This window comes from Streptomyces coryli (assembly GCF_011044975.1).
In the GTDB taxonomy this organism is placed as follows: Bacteria; Actinomycetota; Actinomycetes; order Streptomycetales; family Streptomycetaceae; genus Streptomyces; species Streptomyces coryli.
This window is the reverse complement of sequence record NZ_JAAKZV010000204.1, coordinates 1-15188: the sequence shown is the minus strand read 5'-3', so window position 1 is coordinate 15188 and position 15188 is coordinate 1. Positions and strand designations below refer to the sequence as shown.

At 72.0% G+C, this 15188-nt stretch carries 14 protein-coding genes and 1 pseudogene; 6 read left to right on the top strand and 9 right to left on the bottom strand.

The genetic code is table 11. The features are described 5' to 3' along the window. Positions 1 to 14: 14 nt before the first annotated feature. From G5C51_RS31625 to G5C51_RS31600, 6 genes and pseudogenes are all read right to left on the bottom strand, one after another. Positions 15 to 1004 (bottom strand): annotated as a pseudogene (locus tag G5C51_RS31625) (glycerate kinase family protein); the annotation flags it as partial. Between the two features lie 28 nt (positions 1005 to 1032). After that, positions 1033 to 2454: an SLC13 family permease gene (locus G5C51_RS31620; protein WP_165242378.1), complete on the bottom strand. Its 1422-nt coding sequence runs from the start codon at positions 2452 to 2454 to the stop codon at positions 1033 to 1035. Between the two features lie 75 nt (positions 2455 to 2529). After that, positions 2530 to 3198: a response regulator gene (locus G5C51_RS31615; RefSeq protein ID WP_165242376.1), complete on the bottom strand. Its 669-nt coding sequence runs from the start codon at positions 3196 to 3198 to the stop codon at positions 2530 to 2532. Continuing rightward, a complete protein-coding gene (locus tag G5C51_RS31610) occupies positions 3195 to 4616 on the bottom strand; it encodes a sensor histidine kinase (protein WP_165242374.1) in 1422 nt (473 codons plus the stop codon). The genes G5C51_RS31615 and G5C51_RS31610 overlap by 4 nt, the downstream gene beginning before the upstream one ends. Before the next feature lie 10 nt (positions 4617 to 4626). Further along, entirely contained in the window at positions 4627 to 4953 is a 327-nt protein-coding gene (locus G5C51_RS31605; RefSeq protein ID WP_165242372.1) for a small secreted hydrophilic protein, read from the bottom strand. Positions 4954 to 5011: 58 nt separating this feature from the next. Beyond that, positions 5012 to 5293 (bottom strand): Lrp/AsnC family transcriptional regulator, encoded by a 282-nt coding sequence (locus G5C51_RS31600; RefSeq protein WP_165242370.1) that lies wholly within the window; start codon positions 5291 to 5293, stop codon positions 5012 to 5014. Between the two features lie 134 nt (positions 5294 to 5427). Here G5C51_RS31600 and G5C51_RS31595 point away from each other — a divergent pair, with 134 nt between their 5' ends. The 5 genes from G5C51_RS31595 to G5C51_RS31575 all read left to right on the top strand — a co-directional run bounded on the left by G5C51_RS31595 (position 5428) and on the right by G5C51_RS31575 (position 10837). Then, complete coding sequence (locus G5C51_RS31595; RefSeq protein WP_165242368.1) at positions 5428 to 5694, top strand: hypothetical protein; 267 nt, start codon at positions 5428 to 5430, stop codon at positions 5692 to 5694. 52 nt (positions 5695 to 5746) lie between these two features. After that, the gene (locus tag G5C51_RS31590; RefSeq protein WP_338118374.1) at positions 5747 to 7087 is read left to right on the top strand and encodes an NYN domain-containing protein; all 1341 of its coding nucleotides are present in this window, start codon (positions 5747 to 5749) and stop codon (positions 7085 to 7087) included. Between the two features lie 248 nt (positions 7088 to 7335). Next, positions 7336 to 8361, top strand: a complete 1026-nt coding sequence (locus G5C51_RS31585) for an NlpC/P60 family protein (RefSeq protein ID WP_165242364.1) — start codon at positions 7336 to 7338, stop codon at positions 8359 to 8361. Between the two features lie 194 nt (positions 8362 to 8555). Beyond that, positions 8556 to 9581 carry an NlpC/P60 family protein gene (locus G5C51_RS31580; protein ID WP_165242362.1) on the top strand — a complete coding sequence of 342 codons (1026 nt, stop codon included), beginning with the start codon at positions 8556 to 8558 and terminating at the stop codon, positions 9579 to 9581. Between the two features lie 53 nt (positions 9582 to 9634). After that, entirely contained in the window at positions 9635 to 10837 is a 1203-nt protein-coding gene (locus G5C51_RS31575) for a hypothetical protein (protein WP_338118373.1), read from the top strand. Here G5C51_RS31575 and G5C51_RS31570 read toward each other — a convergent pair. Beyond that, a complete protein-coding gene (locus G5C51_RS31570; RefSeq protein ID WP_165242360.1) occupies positions 10762 to 12036 on the bottom strand; it encodes a glycosyltransferase family 87 protein in 1275 nt (424 codons plus the stop codon). The two genes, G5C51_RS31575 and G5C51_RS31570, sit on opposite strands and share 76 nt — an antisense overlap. 57 nt (positions 12037 to 12093) lie before the next feature. Between G5C51_RS31570 and G5C51_RS31565 the strand changes: the two genes are divergently transcribed. After that, complete coding sequence (locus G5C51_RS31565) at positions 12094 to 13236, top strand: glycosyltransferase family 4 protein (protein ID WP_165242358.1); 1143 nt, start codon at positions 12094 to 12096, stop codon at positions 13234 to 13236. Positions 13237 to 13269: 33 nt separating this feature from the next. Here G5C51_RS31565 and G5C51_RS31560 read toward each other — a convergent pair whose 3' ends face one another. Both G5C51_RS31560 and G5C51_RS31555 read right to left on the bottom strand, forming a co-directional pair. Beyond that, positions 13270 to 14298 (bottom strand): 6-phosphofructokinase, encoded by a 1029-nt coding sequence (locus G5C51_RS31560; protein WP_165242356.1) that lies wholly within the window; start codon positions 14296 to 14298, stop codon positions 13270 to 13272. A gap of 133 nt (positions 14299 to 14431) precedes the next feature. Then, positions 14432 to 15076: a response regulator gene (locus G5C51_RS31555; RefSeq protein ID WP_165242380.1), complete on the bottom strand. Its 645-nt coding sequence runs from the start codon at positions 15074 to 15076 to the stop codon at positions 14432 to 14434. Between the last annotated feature and the right edge of the window lie 112 nt (positions 15077 to 15188).

Sequence of the window (15188 nt, the reverse complement as noted above, 5' to 3'; positions counted from 1 at the left end):
GAGTATCAGAGCCAGGTCCCCGCCAGGGCAAGCACCGGCCGGCCGCAGGCCTTCGCCCTCCGCGCCACCTCCGCCGGCACCTTCCCTCGCGGCGTCTGGTGATCCAGCGACCCCTCCGCCGTAATCACCAAGTCCGCCGCCGCCAAGCGCGCGTCCAGATCCAAATGGTCCAGCAGCACCTCGAAGCGCGGCCGAAGCTGCGCCCCCAGCGCCGCCAGACCCGCGCCCAGACCGCCCGACGCGCCCGTACCCAGCCCCGTCCGCAGATCGGACGACACCCCCAAGTCCCGCGTCAGCACCTCCGCCCACCGCTCCAGCCCAACCTCCAGCTCCTCCACCTGCGCCGGTGTCGCACCCTTCTGCGGGCCGAAGACCCGCGCGACGCCGCGCGGACCGCACAGCACGTTGTACGGATTGCAGGCCACCAGCAGGTCCGTGCCGGCCAACCGCGGGTCAAGACCCGACGCGTCGATCCGCGCCAGCCGCACCAAATGGCGACCGCCCCGCGGCAGTTCACGGCCGTCCGCATCCAGCAGCCGCGCGCCCAGCGCCTGCAGCGCGCCCGCCCCGCCGTCGGACGTGCCCGAGTCGCCGCATCCGATCAGCACCCGCGGCACCCCCGCGTCCAGCGCCGCCCGGATCAGCTGGCCCACCCCGTACGTCGTCGTCGCACCCGGATCGCGCCGGTCCCGCGGGACCAGCGACAGCCCGGCCACCGCCGCCATCTCCACCACCGCCGTGCCGATCTCACCCGACCCGAGCAGCGCGAAGTGCGTGTCCACCGGTGCGCCCACCGGACCAGTGGCTCGCTTCCGGATCAGCGCCCCGCCGGTCGAGGCGGCCAGTGCCGCAGCCGTACCCTCGCCCCCATCCACCAGCGGGATCAGGTCCGTCTCGGCGTCGGGCACCACGCGGCGGACGCCCTCCGCGATGGCCGCGGCCGCGTCCTCGGCGGACAGGGACTCCTTGAAGCCGGAGGGGGCGATGGCGTAACGGGTCATCATCTGGGGCTCCTTATGCAGTTGATACGGGTCAACGAGTCGCCGGCACGCCGAGCAGCGGCCAGACGTAAAGGGCGAAGGCGAGGATCAGCGCCGCCGTGAGCGGGGCCAGGAAGACCGCCACCCGCAGCAGGTCGCGCTGCGTGTAGCCGGGCACGCCGGGGACGTCCGCGAAGAGCGCGACCGGCTTCGCGGAGGCGGGGAGGGTCTGGCAGAAACCGGCGGCCGCAGTCGATGCGAGCGCCGCCGCCACCGGGTTCACCCCGGCCGCCAGCGCGGCGGCGACCACCAGCGGGACCAGCACGCTCGAACGCGCCGAGCGCGACTGGAGGATGAGATGCGCGGCGGTCGACACCGCCACCACCACCGCCAGGAACAGCCACGGCGGCGCCGTAGAACCCCCCGGCAGCCCGCCCACCAGCCACTTCGCCGCGCCGGACTCCGACAGGGCGACACCCATGGCCATCGTCGCGGCCATGAACAACAGCATCGACCACGGCACCGTCTTCAGCGCGTCCTTCAGCCGTACCGTCCCCAGCGCCGGCGACGACGCCACCACCGCGCCGATCAGCGCCACCACCGCCGGCGGCACCAGGTGCAGCGGCTCGCTGCACCACAGCGCCACGACCACCGCGAGCAGGAGCGCAGTGCGCTGTTCCGCCGTGGTGAGCTTTCCCGTCACCGGGGTCTCGCTGTGCGCCTGGATGTCGTCCGCGGTGATACGGATCGGGCCCGTACGGTCAGCGCGCCGGGTCGTCACGAACAGCACCACCTCGGCGGCCAGATGCGACGAGACCACCGCCAACGGCAGCCCCAGCAACAGCCACTGCACGAAGTCGATCCGCTCGCCCGTCGTGTCCCACAGCACCGACACCGTGATCAGATGCGCACCCGCGCCGATCAGCGTCGCCACCGCGGACAGCAGGATCACCGTCGGGAAGAGCAGCGCCAGCGCGACGACCAGCCGGCGGCGGTCCGCCAGTACCTTCGCCAGCGCCAGGAAGACCGGCAGCGCCAGCGCCGCCCGCCCGGATGTGGCCGGGACCGCGAAGGCCGTCACCACCAAGGCGGCCGTGGTGAGGTGGAAGAGCTGGCGTACCGACCGAGCGCCGGTGACCAGGAAGGCGGCCGCCCGCCCGGCCAACCCCGTCCGCGTTACCGCCGCCGCCAGCACGAAGGCGCAGATCAGCAGCCAGACGGTCTCATCGCCCAGCGTCCCGAAGAGCACCTCGCTGTCCAGCACCCCCGTCGCCACCAGCGCGAGGCCGGCGCCCAGCGCGATGTACGTGTCGTCGATCGGGGTGCCGATCCACGCGCAGGTGGCAAGCGTGAAGATGATCAGCGTGAGGCGGCCGTCGGTGCCGAGGCCGGTTGCGTTGCCGGGGACCAGGAGCAGGGCACACAGGCTCAGTGCCACGCACGCGGTCGCCAGCTGGCGTATGGAGAAGGTCACGACGACGACACTGGTCGCCCGCCGTGAGCCTCCAATGAGCCCTTGATTAAGGAGATTTCACCGAACTACGCCGAACTACGCCGACGGGAGCCGGTAGCCCATCCCGCGCACCGTCTCCACCCAGTGCGCGCCCAGCTTCTTCCGCAGCGCGCGCACATACACGTCCACGATGTTCGACCCGGGGTCGAAGTCGTAGCCCCACACATGCGACAGGATCTGCTCCCGCGCCAGCACCTGACCCGGATGCCGCAGGAAGAGCTCCAGCAGCACGAACTCCCGCGCCGTCAGGTCCACCGTCCGCCCGTCGTCCGAGCGCGCCCGCCGGGTCCGTAGATCCAGCGACAACTCCCCGCTCCGCAGCACCGTCACCTCGGGCGCGCGGGCGGCCGTGCGCAGCCGCAGCCGGACCCGGGCCAGCAGCTCCTCGAAGCGGAACGGCTTGGTCATGTAGTCGTCGGCGCCGCCTTCGAGACCCGCCACCGTGTCCCGTACCGAATCGCGGGCCGTCAGCACGATCACCGGCACCGACGCCCGCGCCTCGCGCAGCCGCCGCAGCACCGTGAAGCCGTCCTGACCCGGCAGCCCGATGTCCAGGACCACGAGGTCGAAGCCGCCCGTCATCGCGTAGTCGTATGCGGTGTCGCCATCCGCGGCGACGGCGGTGGTGAAGCCGTTGGCGCGCAGGCCCTTCTCGACGAAGGCGGCGATGCGCTCCTCGTCCTCGGCTACGAGTATCCGGTTCACGGGCGTTCCTCAGGGAGTACGAGTGTGAAGGTGGCGCCCCCGCCCTCGGTGGGGGTCAGGTCGACGTGGCCGCGGTGCGCCTCCGCGATGGCCTTGACGATGGCGAGGCCGAGGCCCGCCCCGCCGCCGCGGGCGCCCCGGCGGGCGGTGCCGCGGCGGAAGCGGTCGAAGATGACGGCGGCGTCCTGCGGCTGGACGCCGGGGCCGTGGTCGGCGACGTACAGCTCGATGCCGTCCGCGCGCAGCCGCGAGCCGACGCGGATGCGCTGGCCTGGGGCGGTGTGCTGGACGGCGTTCTGGGCCAGCTGGACCATCGCCTGGGTGATGCGCTGCGGGTCGATACGGACCTCGGCGTCGGCGACCTCGTCGAGGACCCAGTCGCGGTCGCCGAGGGTGCGCACCTTCACGTAGACATCGGCGGTCAGCTCGGCGAGCTGGACCGGCTCCGGGGTGGTGAAGTCGGGGCGCTCGGCCTTGGCGAGGAGCAGCAGGTCCTCGACGATCCGGCTCATCCGGTCCAGCTCGTCGGTGACAAGGCGGATCGTCTCCTCACGCTCCGCCGGGTCGTCGCCCATCAGCTCCAGATGGCCGCGGACGATGGTGATGGGCGTACGGAGCTCGTGCCCGGCGTCGTCGACGAAGTCGCGCTGGGCGGCGAAGGCGGACTCCAGGCGGTCGAGCATGGCGTTGAAGGTCGCGGCGAGGGCCGCGATGTCGTCGCGGTCCTGCGAGCCGTGCATGGGGATGCGGCGGGTCAGGTCCTGCTCGGTGAGCTCGGCGGCGGTCGTACGGACCAGGCGCACCGGCTTGAGGATGCGGCCGGCGATCAGCCAGCCGACGCCCGCGGTGAAGATAAGCGAGACGCCGGAGATGGCGGTGAGCAGCCAGAAGACCTCGTTGACCTCCTCGCGCTCGCGCTGCGGGTGGAAGGCGACGACGAAGGCGGCCCGCGGCTCGGCCTCGATCGTCACCTTGGCCCAGCGCAATTCGCCCGCCGAACCTCGGTCCAGGCTGCCGGTGGACCTGGAGGAGGTGAAGATCTTGTGCTGCGCGTCCTGATCGTCCATCAGCGGCTTGGGTATGCGCATCTCGCGCCGCTGGACGAAGTCTCTGGGGTCGTTGCTGCGGGGGCGCTCGATGAGCCCCAGCAGCTCCTCGTCCGGATCGGCGTATTGCCGCTCGAGGAACACCTTCAGCAGCCGCTCCGGATCGCGGAACGGCTCGCCCGTCTCCGGATCCCGCCCGCGGTCGAAGAAGTGCTCGAACTCCCCGGTCTCCTGCTCCAGCATCTGGCTGATGTGCTGATCGACATCGCGCATCAGCACGCCGCGCGTGGTCGCCGCGACGACGACGGGGGCAGCGGTCAGCACCAGCAGCAGCCACAGCAGGATGCGGACCCGGGCGGATATTCGGGGCATGGACTAGCGATCAGCCATCGTCATTGTCGTCGTCACCGTTGCCGTTGCCGCTGTTGCCGTCATCATCATCGTCATCGCTCACCGGCGGCGGCGAGACCACCTCGTCGCTCGGTGAGCTCGACTCCTCGGGACTCGAGGAGCCGGAGGGGCCCGAGGGATCCGACGAGTCCGAGGGGGACCCCGAGGACTCCGACGGCGACGGAGACTCGCTCTCCATCTCCACCTTCGACGGCTTCGCGTCGTCAGGGCTGTCGGTCAGGGCGTAGCTGGTCGCGGCGACCCCGAGGGGTATCGCCACGATGGCCGCGAGGGCGGCCATGCGCTGAGAGAAGGCCATACCCGCAAGCCTGCGGGGCGCGACCGAAAGCCAGGATGAACTGAAGATGAAGGAATCTTCACGAATCCAGGCCGATGGCGAACGCCGCCTCCAGGTCGTGCTGCGAGTACGTACGGAAGGCGATGTGGGTCTCCGTCGACTCCACGCCGGGGATCTTGCTGATGCTGCCGGGGATCACATCCGCCAGATCGTCGTGCTGGGCCACCCGCACCAGCGCGATCAGGTCGTGTGCGCCGGTCACGGAATAGACCTCGCTGACGCTGTCCAGGGCCGCGATCGACTCGGCGATCTCGGGGATCTGGTCCACGCTGGTCTTGATGAGCACGATCGCGGTGATCATGAATTGGCTCTCCCTCTACGCGCCCGGGGTGCGGCGCTCACTCTATCTGCCTGCCCATCTGGCTGCCGTGGGGCTTGCCCCAGGCCGTAGGGTTGCATAGACAGGCCCTCTACCCTCACGGAGCGGACGTAACGATGCCGGTTCCCCTGCCCACTGACCAGACGCGGTGGCGTTGCACTCTCTGCGGCAATCTGACCCGTTTCGACGTCACCCGCTCCTCCCGTGTGGTCGAGTACGTGCATCTCGACCTGGCCGGTGCGCCGAAGGTCGAGGAGCGCGAGGTGCTGAGTGAGAGCATCGAGTCCGTGCGCTGCCGCTGGTGCAATGCCGTCGACCAGATCGAGTTGGTGGACCGGCCGGACGCGGACGCGGGAGCAGACGCTCCAGCGGCGCAGGCGTAAGGGGCCGGGCGAGACGGCCAGGAGGATGTGACGGGCAGTGGAGCGGAGAGACGTGGCCGGGGGGCCCTCGCCGGAGGGAGTCCCGGACGGGCTCGACCGCCCGCTGCCGGAAGGCGTGCGCCGCAAGGTCGTGGCGCTCACCGGTGAGTGCTTCGGCGGCCTGACGGTGGCGGAACTGCCGCCGCAGCTGCGGCAGTATGCCCGTTTCACCCCGACCCGGCGGGCCAAGTTCGCCGGCAATGCGATGGCCGCCGCCCTGGAGAGCGACCCGGTCTTCCGGCAGCGCATCGCCGCGCGGCTGCGCGAGCTGCAGCCGGAGCTGGCCGGCGCCGTCGCGGACGGCAATCCGCCCGCGGCCGCCGATCCCGTCGACGTGGGCGCGCTGGCGTATGTGCTGCGGCCCGAGGGCTGGGTCAAGCTGATCGTCGCCGCCGGCGAGGAGGAGCAGCGGGCGAAGGCCAATCTGGTCGGCGAGGAGACCCGGGCCGAGCTGGGCCGGCTGCGCGAGGAGCTCGCCGAGGCCAGGACCGCGGGCCGGCAGGAGACCGAGCGGGTGCGCGGCGAGCTGGACGCGGCCCGTAAAGAGAACGAATCGCTGCACCGGAAGCTGCGCAGCGCGGTCAGCGACGTCAAGCGCGGCGAGGCCGCTGTACGCAAGCTGCAGGCCGAACTGCATGACGCGCGCTCCGAGTCGGGACAGCAGCTCGCCGCCGCCGAGAGCGAGGCGCGGCGGCTGAAGGCGCGGCTCGCGGAGGCGGAGGCCGCCGTCGAGTCGGGGCGCCGGGCCGCCCGCGAGGGGCGCAGCGTCGAGGACATGCGGCTGCGGCTGCTGCTCGACACCGTCCTGGACGCCGCCCAGGGGCTGCGCCGCGAGCTGGCGCTGCCGCCGGCGGAGACCCGGCCCGCGGACACGGTCGGCGCGGTCGAGCCGGGCCGGATGTCCCCGAAGGACATCGCCGCGCGGGCCCTGTCCGATACGGACCCGGCGCTGCTGGACCAGCTGCTGGCGCTGCCGCAGGCGCACCTGGTGGTGGACGGCTACAACGTCACCAAGACCGGCTATCCCACGATGCCGCTGGAGAAGCAGCGGCTGCGGCTGCTCGGCGGCATGGCGGTGCTGGCGGCGCAGACCGGCGCGGAGATGACCTGCGTCTTCGACGGCGCCGAGCTGGCGGCTCCGGTGCTGCTCGCGCCGCCGCGCGGCGTGCGGGTGCTGTTCAGCAAGCCGGGCGAGACGGCTGATGAGTTGATCCGCCGGCTGGTACGGGCCGAGCCGCCGGGGCGCCCGGTCGTCGTGGTCTCCTCCGACCGCGAGGTGGCCGATGGCGTCGCGAAGGCGGGTGCGCGTCCGGTCGCATCGACGCTGCTTCTCAAGCGACTTGCACGCACCTGACATATCGGACAGCGCCAACTCCGGGGCGTCAGCGCTTCATCACTACGCGTGTGAAGTGAGTAAAGAAACGGGCCGCAAGCCAGAATTTTCCGGCGTTGGTTTGCTCCGATCACGGGCGGGTTACTAAGGTCTGGCCTCGAACCTTCGTACTGTCGATCGCCCAAAAGGGGTGACGGCGAAGGTCCCGCCAGGACCGCGGCCCTGACCAAGCCAAGGTACGGCGGCTGAGGATGAAGGAGCTCGCCTTCGTGGCGTCCCACCGTCGACCGAAGCAGCCGAAGCCGCACCGCGCACGGGTGTCCGTCATCACCGTGACCGCTGCCGCGGCCGTGACCCTGGCGTCGCAGAGCGCCCACGCCGAGCCCTCCAAGAGCGAAGTCAAGAAGAAGGTCGACAAGCTCTACGAGGAAGCCGAGGCGGCGACCGAGAAGTACAACGGCGCCAAGGAGAAGCAGGAGAAGCTCCAGAAGGGCGTCAGCGACCTGCAGGACCAGGTCGCCCGCGGCCAGGAGGACCTCAACGACCTCCGCGACGGCCTCGGTTCGCTCGCCACCGCCCAGTACCGCGGCGGCGGCATCGACCCCTCGGTGCAGCTCTTCCTCTCGTCCGACCCGGACACGTATCTCGACAAGGCCTCCTCGCTGGACCAGTTGAGCGGCAAGCAGGCCGAGGCGCTGAAGAAGATCTCCTCGAAGCAGCGCACGCTCACCCAGCAGCGCCAGGAAGCCGCGCAGAAGCTCAAGGACCTCGAGAAGACCCGCACCGAGCTCGGCAAGAAGAAGAAGGCCGTGCAGAGCAAGCTCGCCGAGGCGCAGCGGGTGCTCAACAGCCTCAACGCCAAGGAGCGCGCCGCCCTCCAGCAGGAGGAGGCCCGCGCCGACCGCTCCAGCCAGCGCGCCGACCTCGGCAACGAGGCCGCCGGCTCCAACGTCGGCGCCGCGGCCCTCTCCGCCGCCAAGACCAAGATCGGTTCGCCGTACGTGTACGGCGCCACCGGCCCGTCCTCCTTCGACTGCTCCGGCCTCACCCAGTGGGCGTTCAACCAGGCCGGCCGCTCGCTCCCGCGGATCTCCCAGGACCAGGCGAACGTCGGCAGCCGAATATCCTCGGTCGGCTCCCTCAAGCCCGGTGACCTGGTCTTCTTCTACAACGACCTGCACCACGTCGGCATCTACGCCGGCAACGGCCAGGTGCTGCACGCCCCGAAGCCGGGCGCCAGCGTCCGCTACGAGGCGGTCGGGAACATGCCGTTCATGTGGGGCGCCCGCGTCTGAGGGGGTTTGGGGGCGAAAGCCCCCAATGGTCTTCAGTCCGTTTAACACCCCGACACACCCTCCGTTCGGGGGAATTCCGGGGCGCGCGGCCGCCCCATTGCGCGCCCGGTGACCTGCGCGGGCGCCGGGTCGTCACGTTCCGTATCCACAGCGGTCCTTGGTCGCCGAGTAATCACGCGGCTACTGTCTGCCGCGTGTCTTCCCATCGACGACCGACTCCGGCGGGACGTGTGCGCACGGCCCGTGTGACCGTCCTGACCGCCGCCGCGGCCACCGCGGCGGCCGCGCTGAGCGGCCCGCAGGCCGGTGCCGCGCCCAAGGACGAGCGCGCAGATGCCCAGACCCGTGTGCACGAGCTGTACGCGGCGGCGGAGCGCGCCACCGAGAAGTACAACGGCGCCCGCGAGCGCACCGAGAAGCTCCGCGAAAAGGCCGAGCAGCTGCAGGAGCGCGCCGCCCGCGGGCAGCAGCGGGTCAACGGCATGCGTACGGCCCTCGGCGAGATGGCCGGGGCGCAGTACCGCGCCGGCGGCATCGACCCGAGCGTGAGCCTGTTCCTGTCCCGCGACCCGGAGGCGTACCTCACCAAGGCCGCCACCATCGAGCGGATCAGCGCGCTGCAGTCCGGACGGCTGGAGAAATTCGCCCGAGCCCTGTCGGGCCTGGAGCGGCAGCGGGTCTCCGCCACCGACACGCTCGAGAAGCTGGAGCGCAGCCAGCGCGCGCTGAACGAGAGCCGCCGCCTGGTCAAGAGCAAACTCGCCGCCGCCCAGCGGCTGCTGGCCGCCACGCCGCGCGCGGCGCGGGACGCGGACCGCGACTCCGGGCTCGGCGGCACCGTGTCGGCCGCGTTCAAGAGCCTGGCCCCCGGATCGGGCCGGGCCGCGCTGGCCGTGAACGCGGCGCGCCGCGCGGTCGGCACCCCGTACGTGTGGGGCCACGCCGGGCCCGGCGGCTTCGACTGCTCAGGGCTGACCCAGTGGGCGTACAAGGAGGCGGGCGTCGCCATCCCGCGCACCTCGCAGGCGCAGCGCACCGCCGGCCGGCAGGTGCCGCTGGGCGCCGCCCGCCCCGGCGACCTGGTGGTCTACCGCGATGACGCCAGCCACGTCGGCATGTACGTCGGCAACGGCCAGGTCGTGCACTCCCCGTACCCCGGCGCGCGGGTCCGCTACGACCCCGTGGGGATGATGCCGATCGCCTCCGTCACGCGCCCCTGAGCGCCCCCCGGGAGAACGCAGCACAACCGGGCGGGCTCGTTACGATCGAGTGTGTGGCAGGGGTGAGGGGCGGGGTCCGGCAGTCGGCCGCGGTGGTGATGGCGGCCGTGCTGGCCGCCGTCCTCGCGGGCTGCGGCGCCCCGAGCGCGGGGGAGCGGGCCGCCGAGGTGCAGCGGATGCTCGACCGCCGGGGCGAGGCGCTGGTGCGGCGCGACGAGGGCGCCTTCCTCAACACGGCCGCGCCGGGCGACCGCCAGGCGCAGCGGCGGGTGTTCGGCAATCTCGCGGACGTGCCGCTGGACTCCTACTCGTACCGCCTGAAGTCCGGCCTGCCGGACGGCTCCCCGGCTGAGGCCACCCTTGAGATCGGCTACCGGCTGCGCGGCTACGACACCGCCGCCGTCACCACCACCGAGCAGGTGCTGCTCCGCGAGAGCGACGGCCGGTGGTACGTCTCCTGGCCCGGCCGGAGCACCGCGGGGGAGCGGCAGCAGCTGTGGGACCAGGGCCGGGTGCAGGTGGTGCGCGGCAAGCGCAGCATCGTGCTCGGCGTGGGTCGCAGCGAGGCCTGGCTGCGCTCGATCGCGGCCGCCGCGGACCGCGCGGTGCCCGCCGCCGACCGCGCCTGGAGCGGGACATGGGCCCGCCGCGTGGTGATCTTCGCGCCCGAGTCGCTGGCCGCGATGGCGCGGATGCTCGGCTCGCCGCCCGCCGACTACCGCGGCATGGCGGCCGTGACCACCGGCGAAGCGGGCGCGGGGCGGTCGGCGCCGGCCGACCGGGTGGTGGTGAACCCGGAGGCGTACGACCTGCTGGGGGAGGTCGGCCGGCGGATCGTGCTGACGCACGAGATCACCCACGTCGCCACCCGCGCGGCCACCACCTCCGCCACCCCGCTGTGGCTGTCCGAGGGCTTCGCCGACTGGTCCGGCTACCGGGCCGCTTCCCGGACCCCGCGGCAGGGCGCGCCCGAGCTGGCGCGCGCCGTGGCCGGCGGATATCTGCCACAGGAGCTGCCGAAGGACCGGGACTTCCGCTTCGGCAGCGACCAGGACGCGCTGGCGCGGGCATACGAGGAGGCCTGGCTGGCGTGCGTGCTCATCGCGGAGCGGTGGGGGCAGGAGAAGCTGGAGGCCGTGTACCGCGGGGTGGGGAAGGGCGGCCGGGTCGGCGCCGTGCTTCAGGAGGAGCTGGGCGTCGGGCTGGGGGAGTTCACCGAGTCCTGGCGCTCGTACCTGCGCGCCCAGCTCGGCTGAGCCCGCCGCCGCCCGGGCCGGTCCTTGAGGCTTACGGTGCTGCGCCACAGCCGCCGGCAGGCGAGATACGTGGCGATCACCAGCAGCCCGTTGCGGGCCGCCATCAGCGCGATGCCGAAGCCCGTGGAGCCGACCACATCGCCGAAGTAGAGCGGGAATTCGACCAGCGTCAGCGCCGTCGCCGCGAGCACCAGCCCCGCGGGCACCGCCTGGTGGGCGGCGTTCAGCGTCAGCGCCACCGCGGCCAGGCCGACCAGCCAGATCATGTACTGCGGGCTGATCACCCGGCTCGTGGTGGTGAAGAGCAGCAGGGCGGCGAAGCCCGCGTCGGTGAGCGTCGTCGGGGTGAACTCGCGGGCCCGCAGCCGCCACAGCACCAGCCACAGCATGGCGGCGATGGAGAGGGCGAGCGCGATGTTGCTGACCGTCGTCACGCCGGGGCCGAGGAACTCCATCGAGCCGTAGTTCAGCGCCACCCGCCCCTCCCAGCCGTGGTGCCGGGCAATGTGGAAGACCAGCGCGCCGAGCGATTCGACCTCCGTGCCGCGGTCCTTCTGTGCGGTGAGGAAGGTGAAGCCGCCGGGCATCGCCACCGCGAAGGCCGCGGCGACGGCGCCCGCCGTGACCACGGCCGTACCCCAGGAGCGGCGGGTGTCGCGCCCGCGCGGCGTGCCGAGCAGCAGCAGCGCCGGCCAGACCTTCACCATCGCGCCGACCGCGGCGAGCGCCCCGCCGGCGCGGGGATGCCTGCCCAGGGTGAGCAGCGCGCCGACGGCGAGGGCGGTGACCATCAGGTCGTAGCGGGCATACGCGGTCGGCCCGAGCAGCGCGACGCCGGCGATCCACACCCAGACGCCGGCGAGGCTGCGGCCTTCCCTGGTCCCGGCCCGCAGGAACAGCGCGAAGGCGATCGCGTCGGCGACGCAGGCCAGGACGAAGAAGGCGTGCGCGTAGTCGAGGAACGGCAGCAGCGCGGGGGAGAGGATGGCGAGCGCGGCGGCCGGCGGGTACTGCCAGGAGACGTCGTCGACGGGGAAGGCGCCGGTCCTGAGGACGTCGTACCAGCCCTGATAGATCACGTGGACATCGCTGGTGACATCCAGGTCCGAGATGCTGATCACCTTGAAGGCGAGCAGCAGCAGCACGACGCGGGTCATCGCCCACGCCGCGACGGGCCCCGCGATCCTCCCCGTGGTCATGGCAACGACCCTATGCCAGCCGGTGCCGGGCCGTCTGCACAGGTAACGTCGGCCCCGATGCACAAGACCCTGATCGTTACCAACGACTTCCCGCCCAGGCCGGGCGGCATCCAGGCCTTCCTGCACAGCATGGCGCTGCGCCTCGACCCGGAGCAGGTCGTGGTCTACGCGTCCACCTGGAAGCGGGACGCCGAGGGCCGCGAGGCGACCCGCGCCTTCGACGCGGAGCAGCCTTTTACGGTGATCCGCGACCGCACGACGATGCTGCTGCCGACCCCGCGGGTGGCCCGGCGCGCGACGGCGCTGCTGCGCGAGCACGGCTGCTCGTCGGTGTGGTTCGGGGCCGCGGCGCCGCTCGGCCTGATGGCGCCCGCCCTGCGGAAGGCCGGGGCCCGGCGCCTCGTCGCCACCACGCACGGCCATGAGGCGGGCTGGGCGCAGCTCCCGGCGGCGCGGCAGCTGCTGCGCCGGATCGGGGAGTCGACGGACACGATCACCTACCTCGGCGAGTACACCCGCTCCCGTATCGCCCGCGCGCTGACTCCGGCGGCGGCCGGCCGGATGGTGCAACTGCCGCCCGGAGTCGACGAGAAGACCTTCCACCCGGGCTCGGGCGGCGATGTCGTACGGGCCCGGCTCGGGCTCGCCGACCGCCCGGTGGTCGTCTGCGTCTCGCGGCTGGTCCCGCGCAAGGGCCAGGACACCCTCATCAAGGCGATGCCGCGGATCCTGGCGGCGGTGCCGGACGCGGTGCTGCTGATCGTCGGCGGCGGCCCGTACCAGGAGGATCTGGAGAAGCTGGCCCGCGAGACGGGCGTGGCGTCAGCGGTCCGCTTCACCGGCTCCGTCCCCTGGGCCGAGCTCCCGGCCCACTACGGCGCGGGCGACGTGTTCGCGATGCCGTGCCGTACGCGGCGCGGCGGCCTGGACGTGGAAGGCCTCGGCATCGTCTATCTGGAGGCGTCGGCCACCGGCCTCCCGGTGGTGGGCGGCGACTCGGGCGGCGCCCCGGACGCGGTCCTGGAGGGCGAGACGGGCTGGGTGGTGCGGGGCGGCTCGGCGCCGGAGACGGCGGAGCGGGTGACGACGCTCCTGAAGGACCCGGACCTCCGCCGCCGGATGGGCGAGCGCGGCCGCGCGTGGGTCGAGGAGAAGTGGCGCTGGGACCTGCTGGCGGAGCGGCTCAAGTCGCTGCTGTGAGCATGGACTTGAGTCGCCCCGCCTGCTGCGCGCTCAGCCGAAGAAGACGCCGGCTTCCTTGTACTCCTCCGGACTGACCGTCTTCAGCTTCGCCGTGGCCTCGGTCAGCGGGACGCGGACGATGTCCGTGCCGCGGAGGGCGACCATCTTGCCCCAGTCGCCGTCCTTGACCGCCTCGATGGCGTGCAGGCCGAAGCGGGTGGCGAGCCAGCGGTCGAAGGCGCTCGGGGTGCCGCCGCGCTGGACGTGGCCGAGGACGGTCGTACGGGCCTCCTTGCCGGTGCGGGCCTCGATCTGCTTTGCCAGCCACTCACCGACGCCGGAGAGCCGGACGTGCCCGAACGAATCCTTGGACTCGTCCTTCAGGATCATCTGCCCGTCCTTGGGCATGGCCCCTTCCGCGACCACGACAATGGGCGCGTACCGCACCTTGAAGCGGGACTCGACCCACTTGCAGACCTCGTCGAGGTCGAAGCGCTGCTCCGGGATGAGGATGGCGTTCGCGCCGCCGGCCAGGCCCGAGTGCAGGGCGATCCAGCCCGCGTGCCGTCCCATCACCTCGACGACGAGGACGCGCATGTGCGACTCGGCGGTGGTGTGGAGGCGGTCGATCGCCTCGGTGGCGATATTGACGGCGGTGTCGAAGCCGAAGGTGTAGTCGGTCGCCGAAAGGTCGTTGTCGATCGTCTTCGGCACGCCGACGCAGGAGATCCCGTACTCGTCGGCGAGCCGGGCCGCGACGCCGAGGGTGTCCTCGCCGCCGATGGCGATGAGGGCGTCGACCTCCTCCTTGGCGAGGTTCTCCTTGATCCGGCGGATGCCGCCGTCGACCTTCAGCGGATTCGTACGCGACGAGCCGAGGATGGTCCCGCCGCGCGGCAGCGTGCCGCGCACGGCCGGGATGTCGAGCGGCACGGTGTCGCCCTCCAGCGGACCGCGCCAGCCGTCCCGGAAGCCGACGAACTCATAGCTGTACTGCTGCACGCCTTTGCGGACGGCGGCACGGATCACAGCGTTGAGCCCGGGGCAGTCACCGCCACCGGTCAGTACTCCTACCCGCATCACGTGTTCCCTTCTGACGGTCAAGCAGATGGGCCCACGCTAACGGTGATCCACGTCACAAGGGATGGGGCGAACAAGCTATTCCGGGGAACGGCGCGGGAGTTGGGTCCCGCGCTTCACTCGCACGAGGGACTCATTCTTCGTCGAGACCGCGCTCTATCGCGTACCGCACCAACTCGACGCGGTTGTGCAACTGGAGCTTGCCGAGGGTGTTCTGGACATGGTTCTGCACGGTCCGGTGCGAGATGACCAGGCGCTCGGCGATCTGCTTGTACGAGAGCCCCTTGGCGACGAGCCGCAGCACCTCGGTCTCGCGCTCGGTGAGTTGCGGGACCGCCGGGTCGTCGGCGGTGGCGGGCGGCGGGTCGGTGGCCAGGCGCCGGTACTCGCCGAGAACCAGGCCGGCCAGGCCGGGGGTGAAGACGGGATCGCCCGCGGCGGTGCGGCGGACGGCGTCGACGAGCTCCTCGGTGGAGGCGGACTTGACGAGATAGCCGGTGGCGCCGGACTTGACCGCCTCGAGCACGTCGGCGTGCTCACCGCTGGCGGAGAGCACGAGGACCCGGAGCGCGGGGAGGTCGCCGACGACGGCCTTGCAGACCTCGACGCCCGGGAGGCCGGGCAGATTCAGGTCGAGGACCAGCACGTCGGGGCCGGCCGCCTTGGCGCGGCGCACCGCCTGAGGGCCGTCGCCTGCGGTGGCGACGACGTCGTATCCGGCGGCGTCGAGGTCACGGGCGACGGCGTCGCGCCACATGGGGTGGTCGTCGACCACCATGACTTTGACGCGGGCGTTTGGTTCGGTTGCCACCGAGCGTCCCCCTTCAGCGATGTGCTTTGCCGCTCCCGCGGCGATTATGCCTGCAGGGGTGGGGGGCGGGGAATGCTGC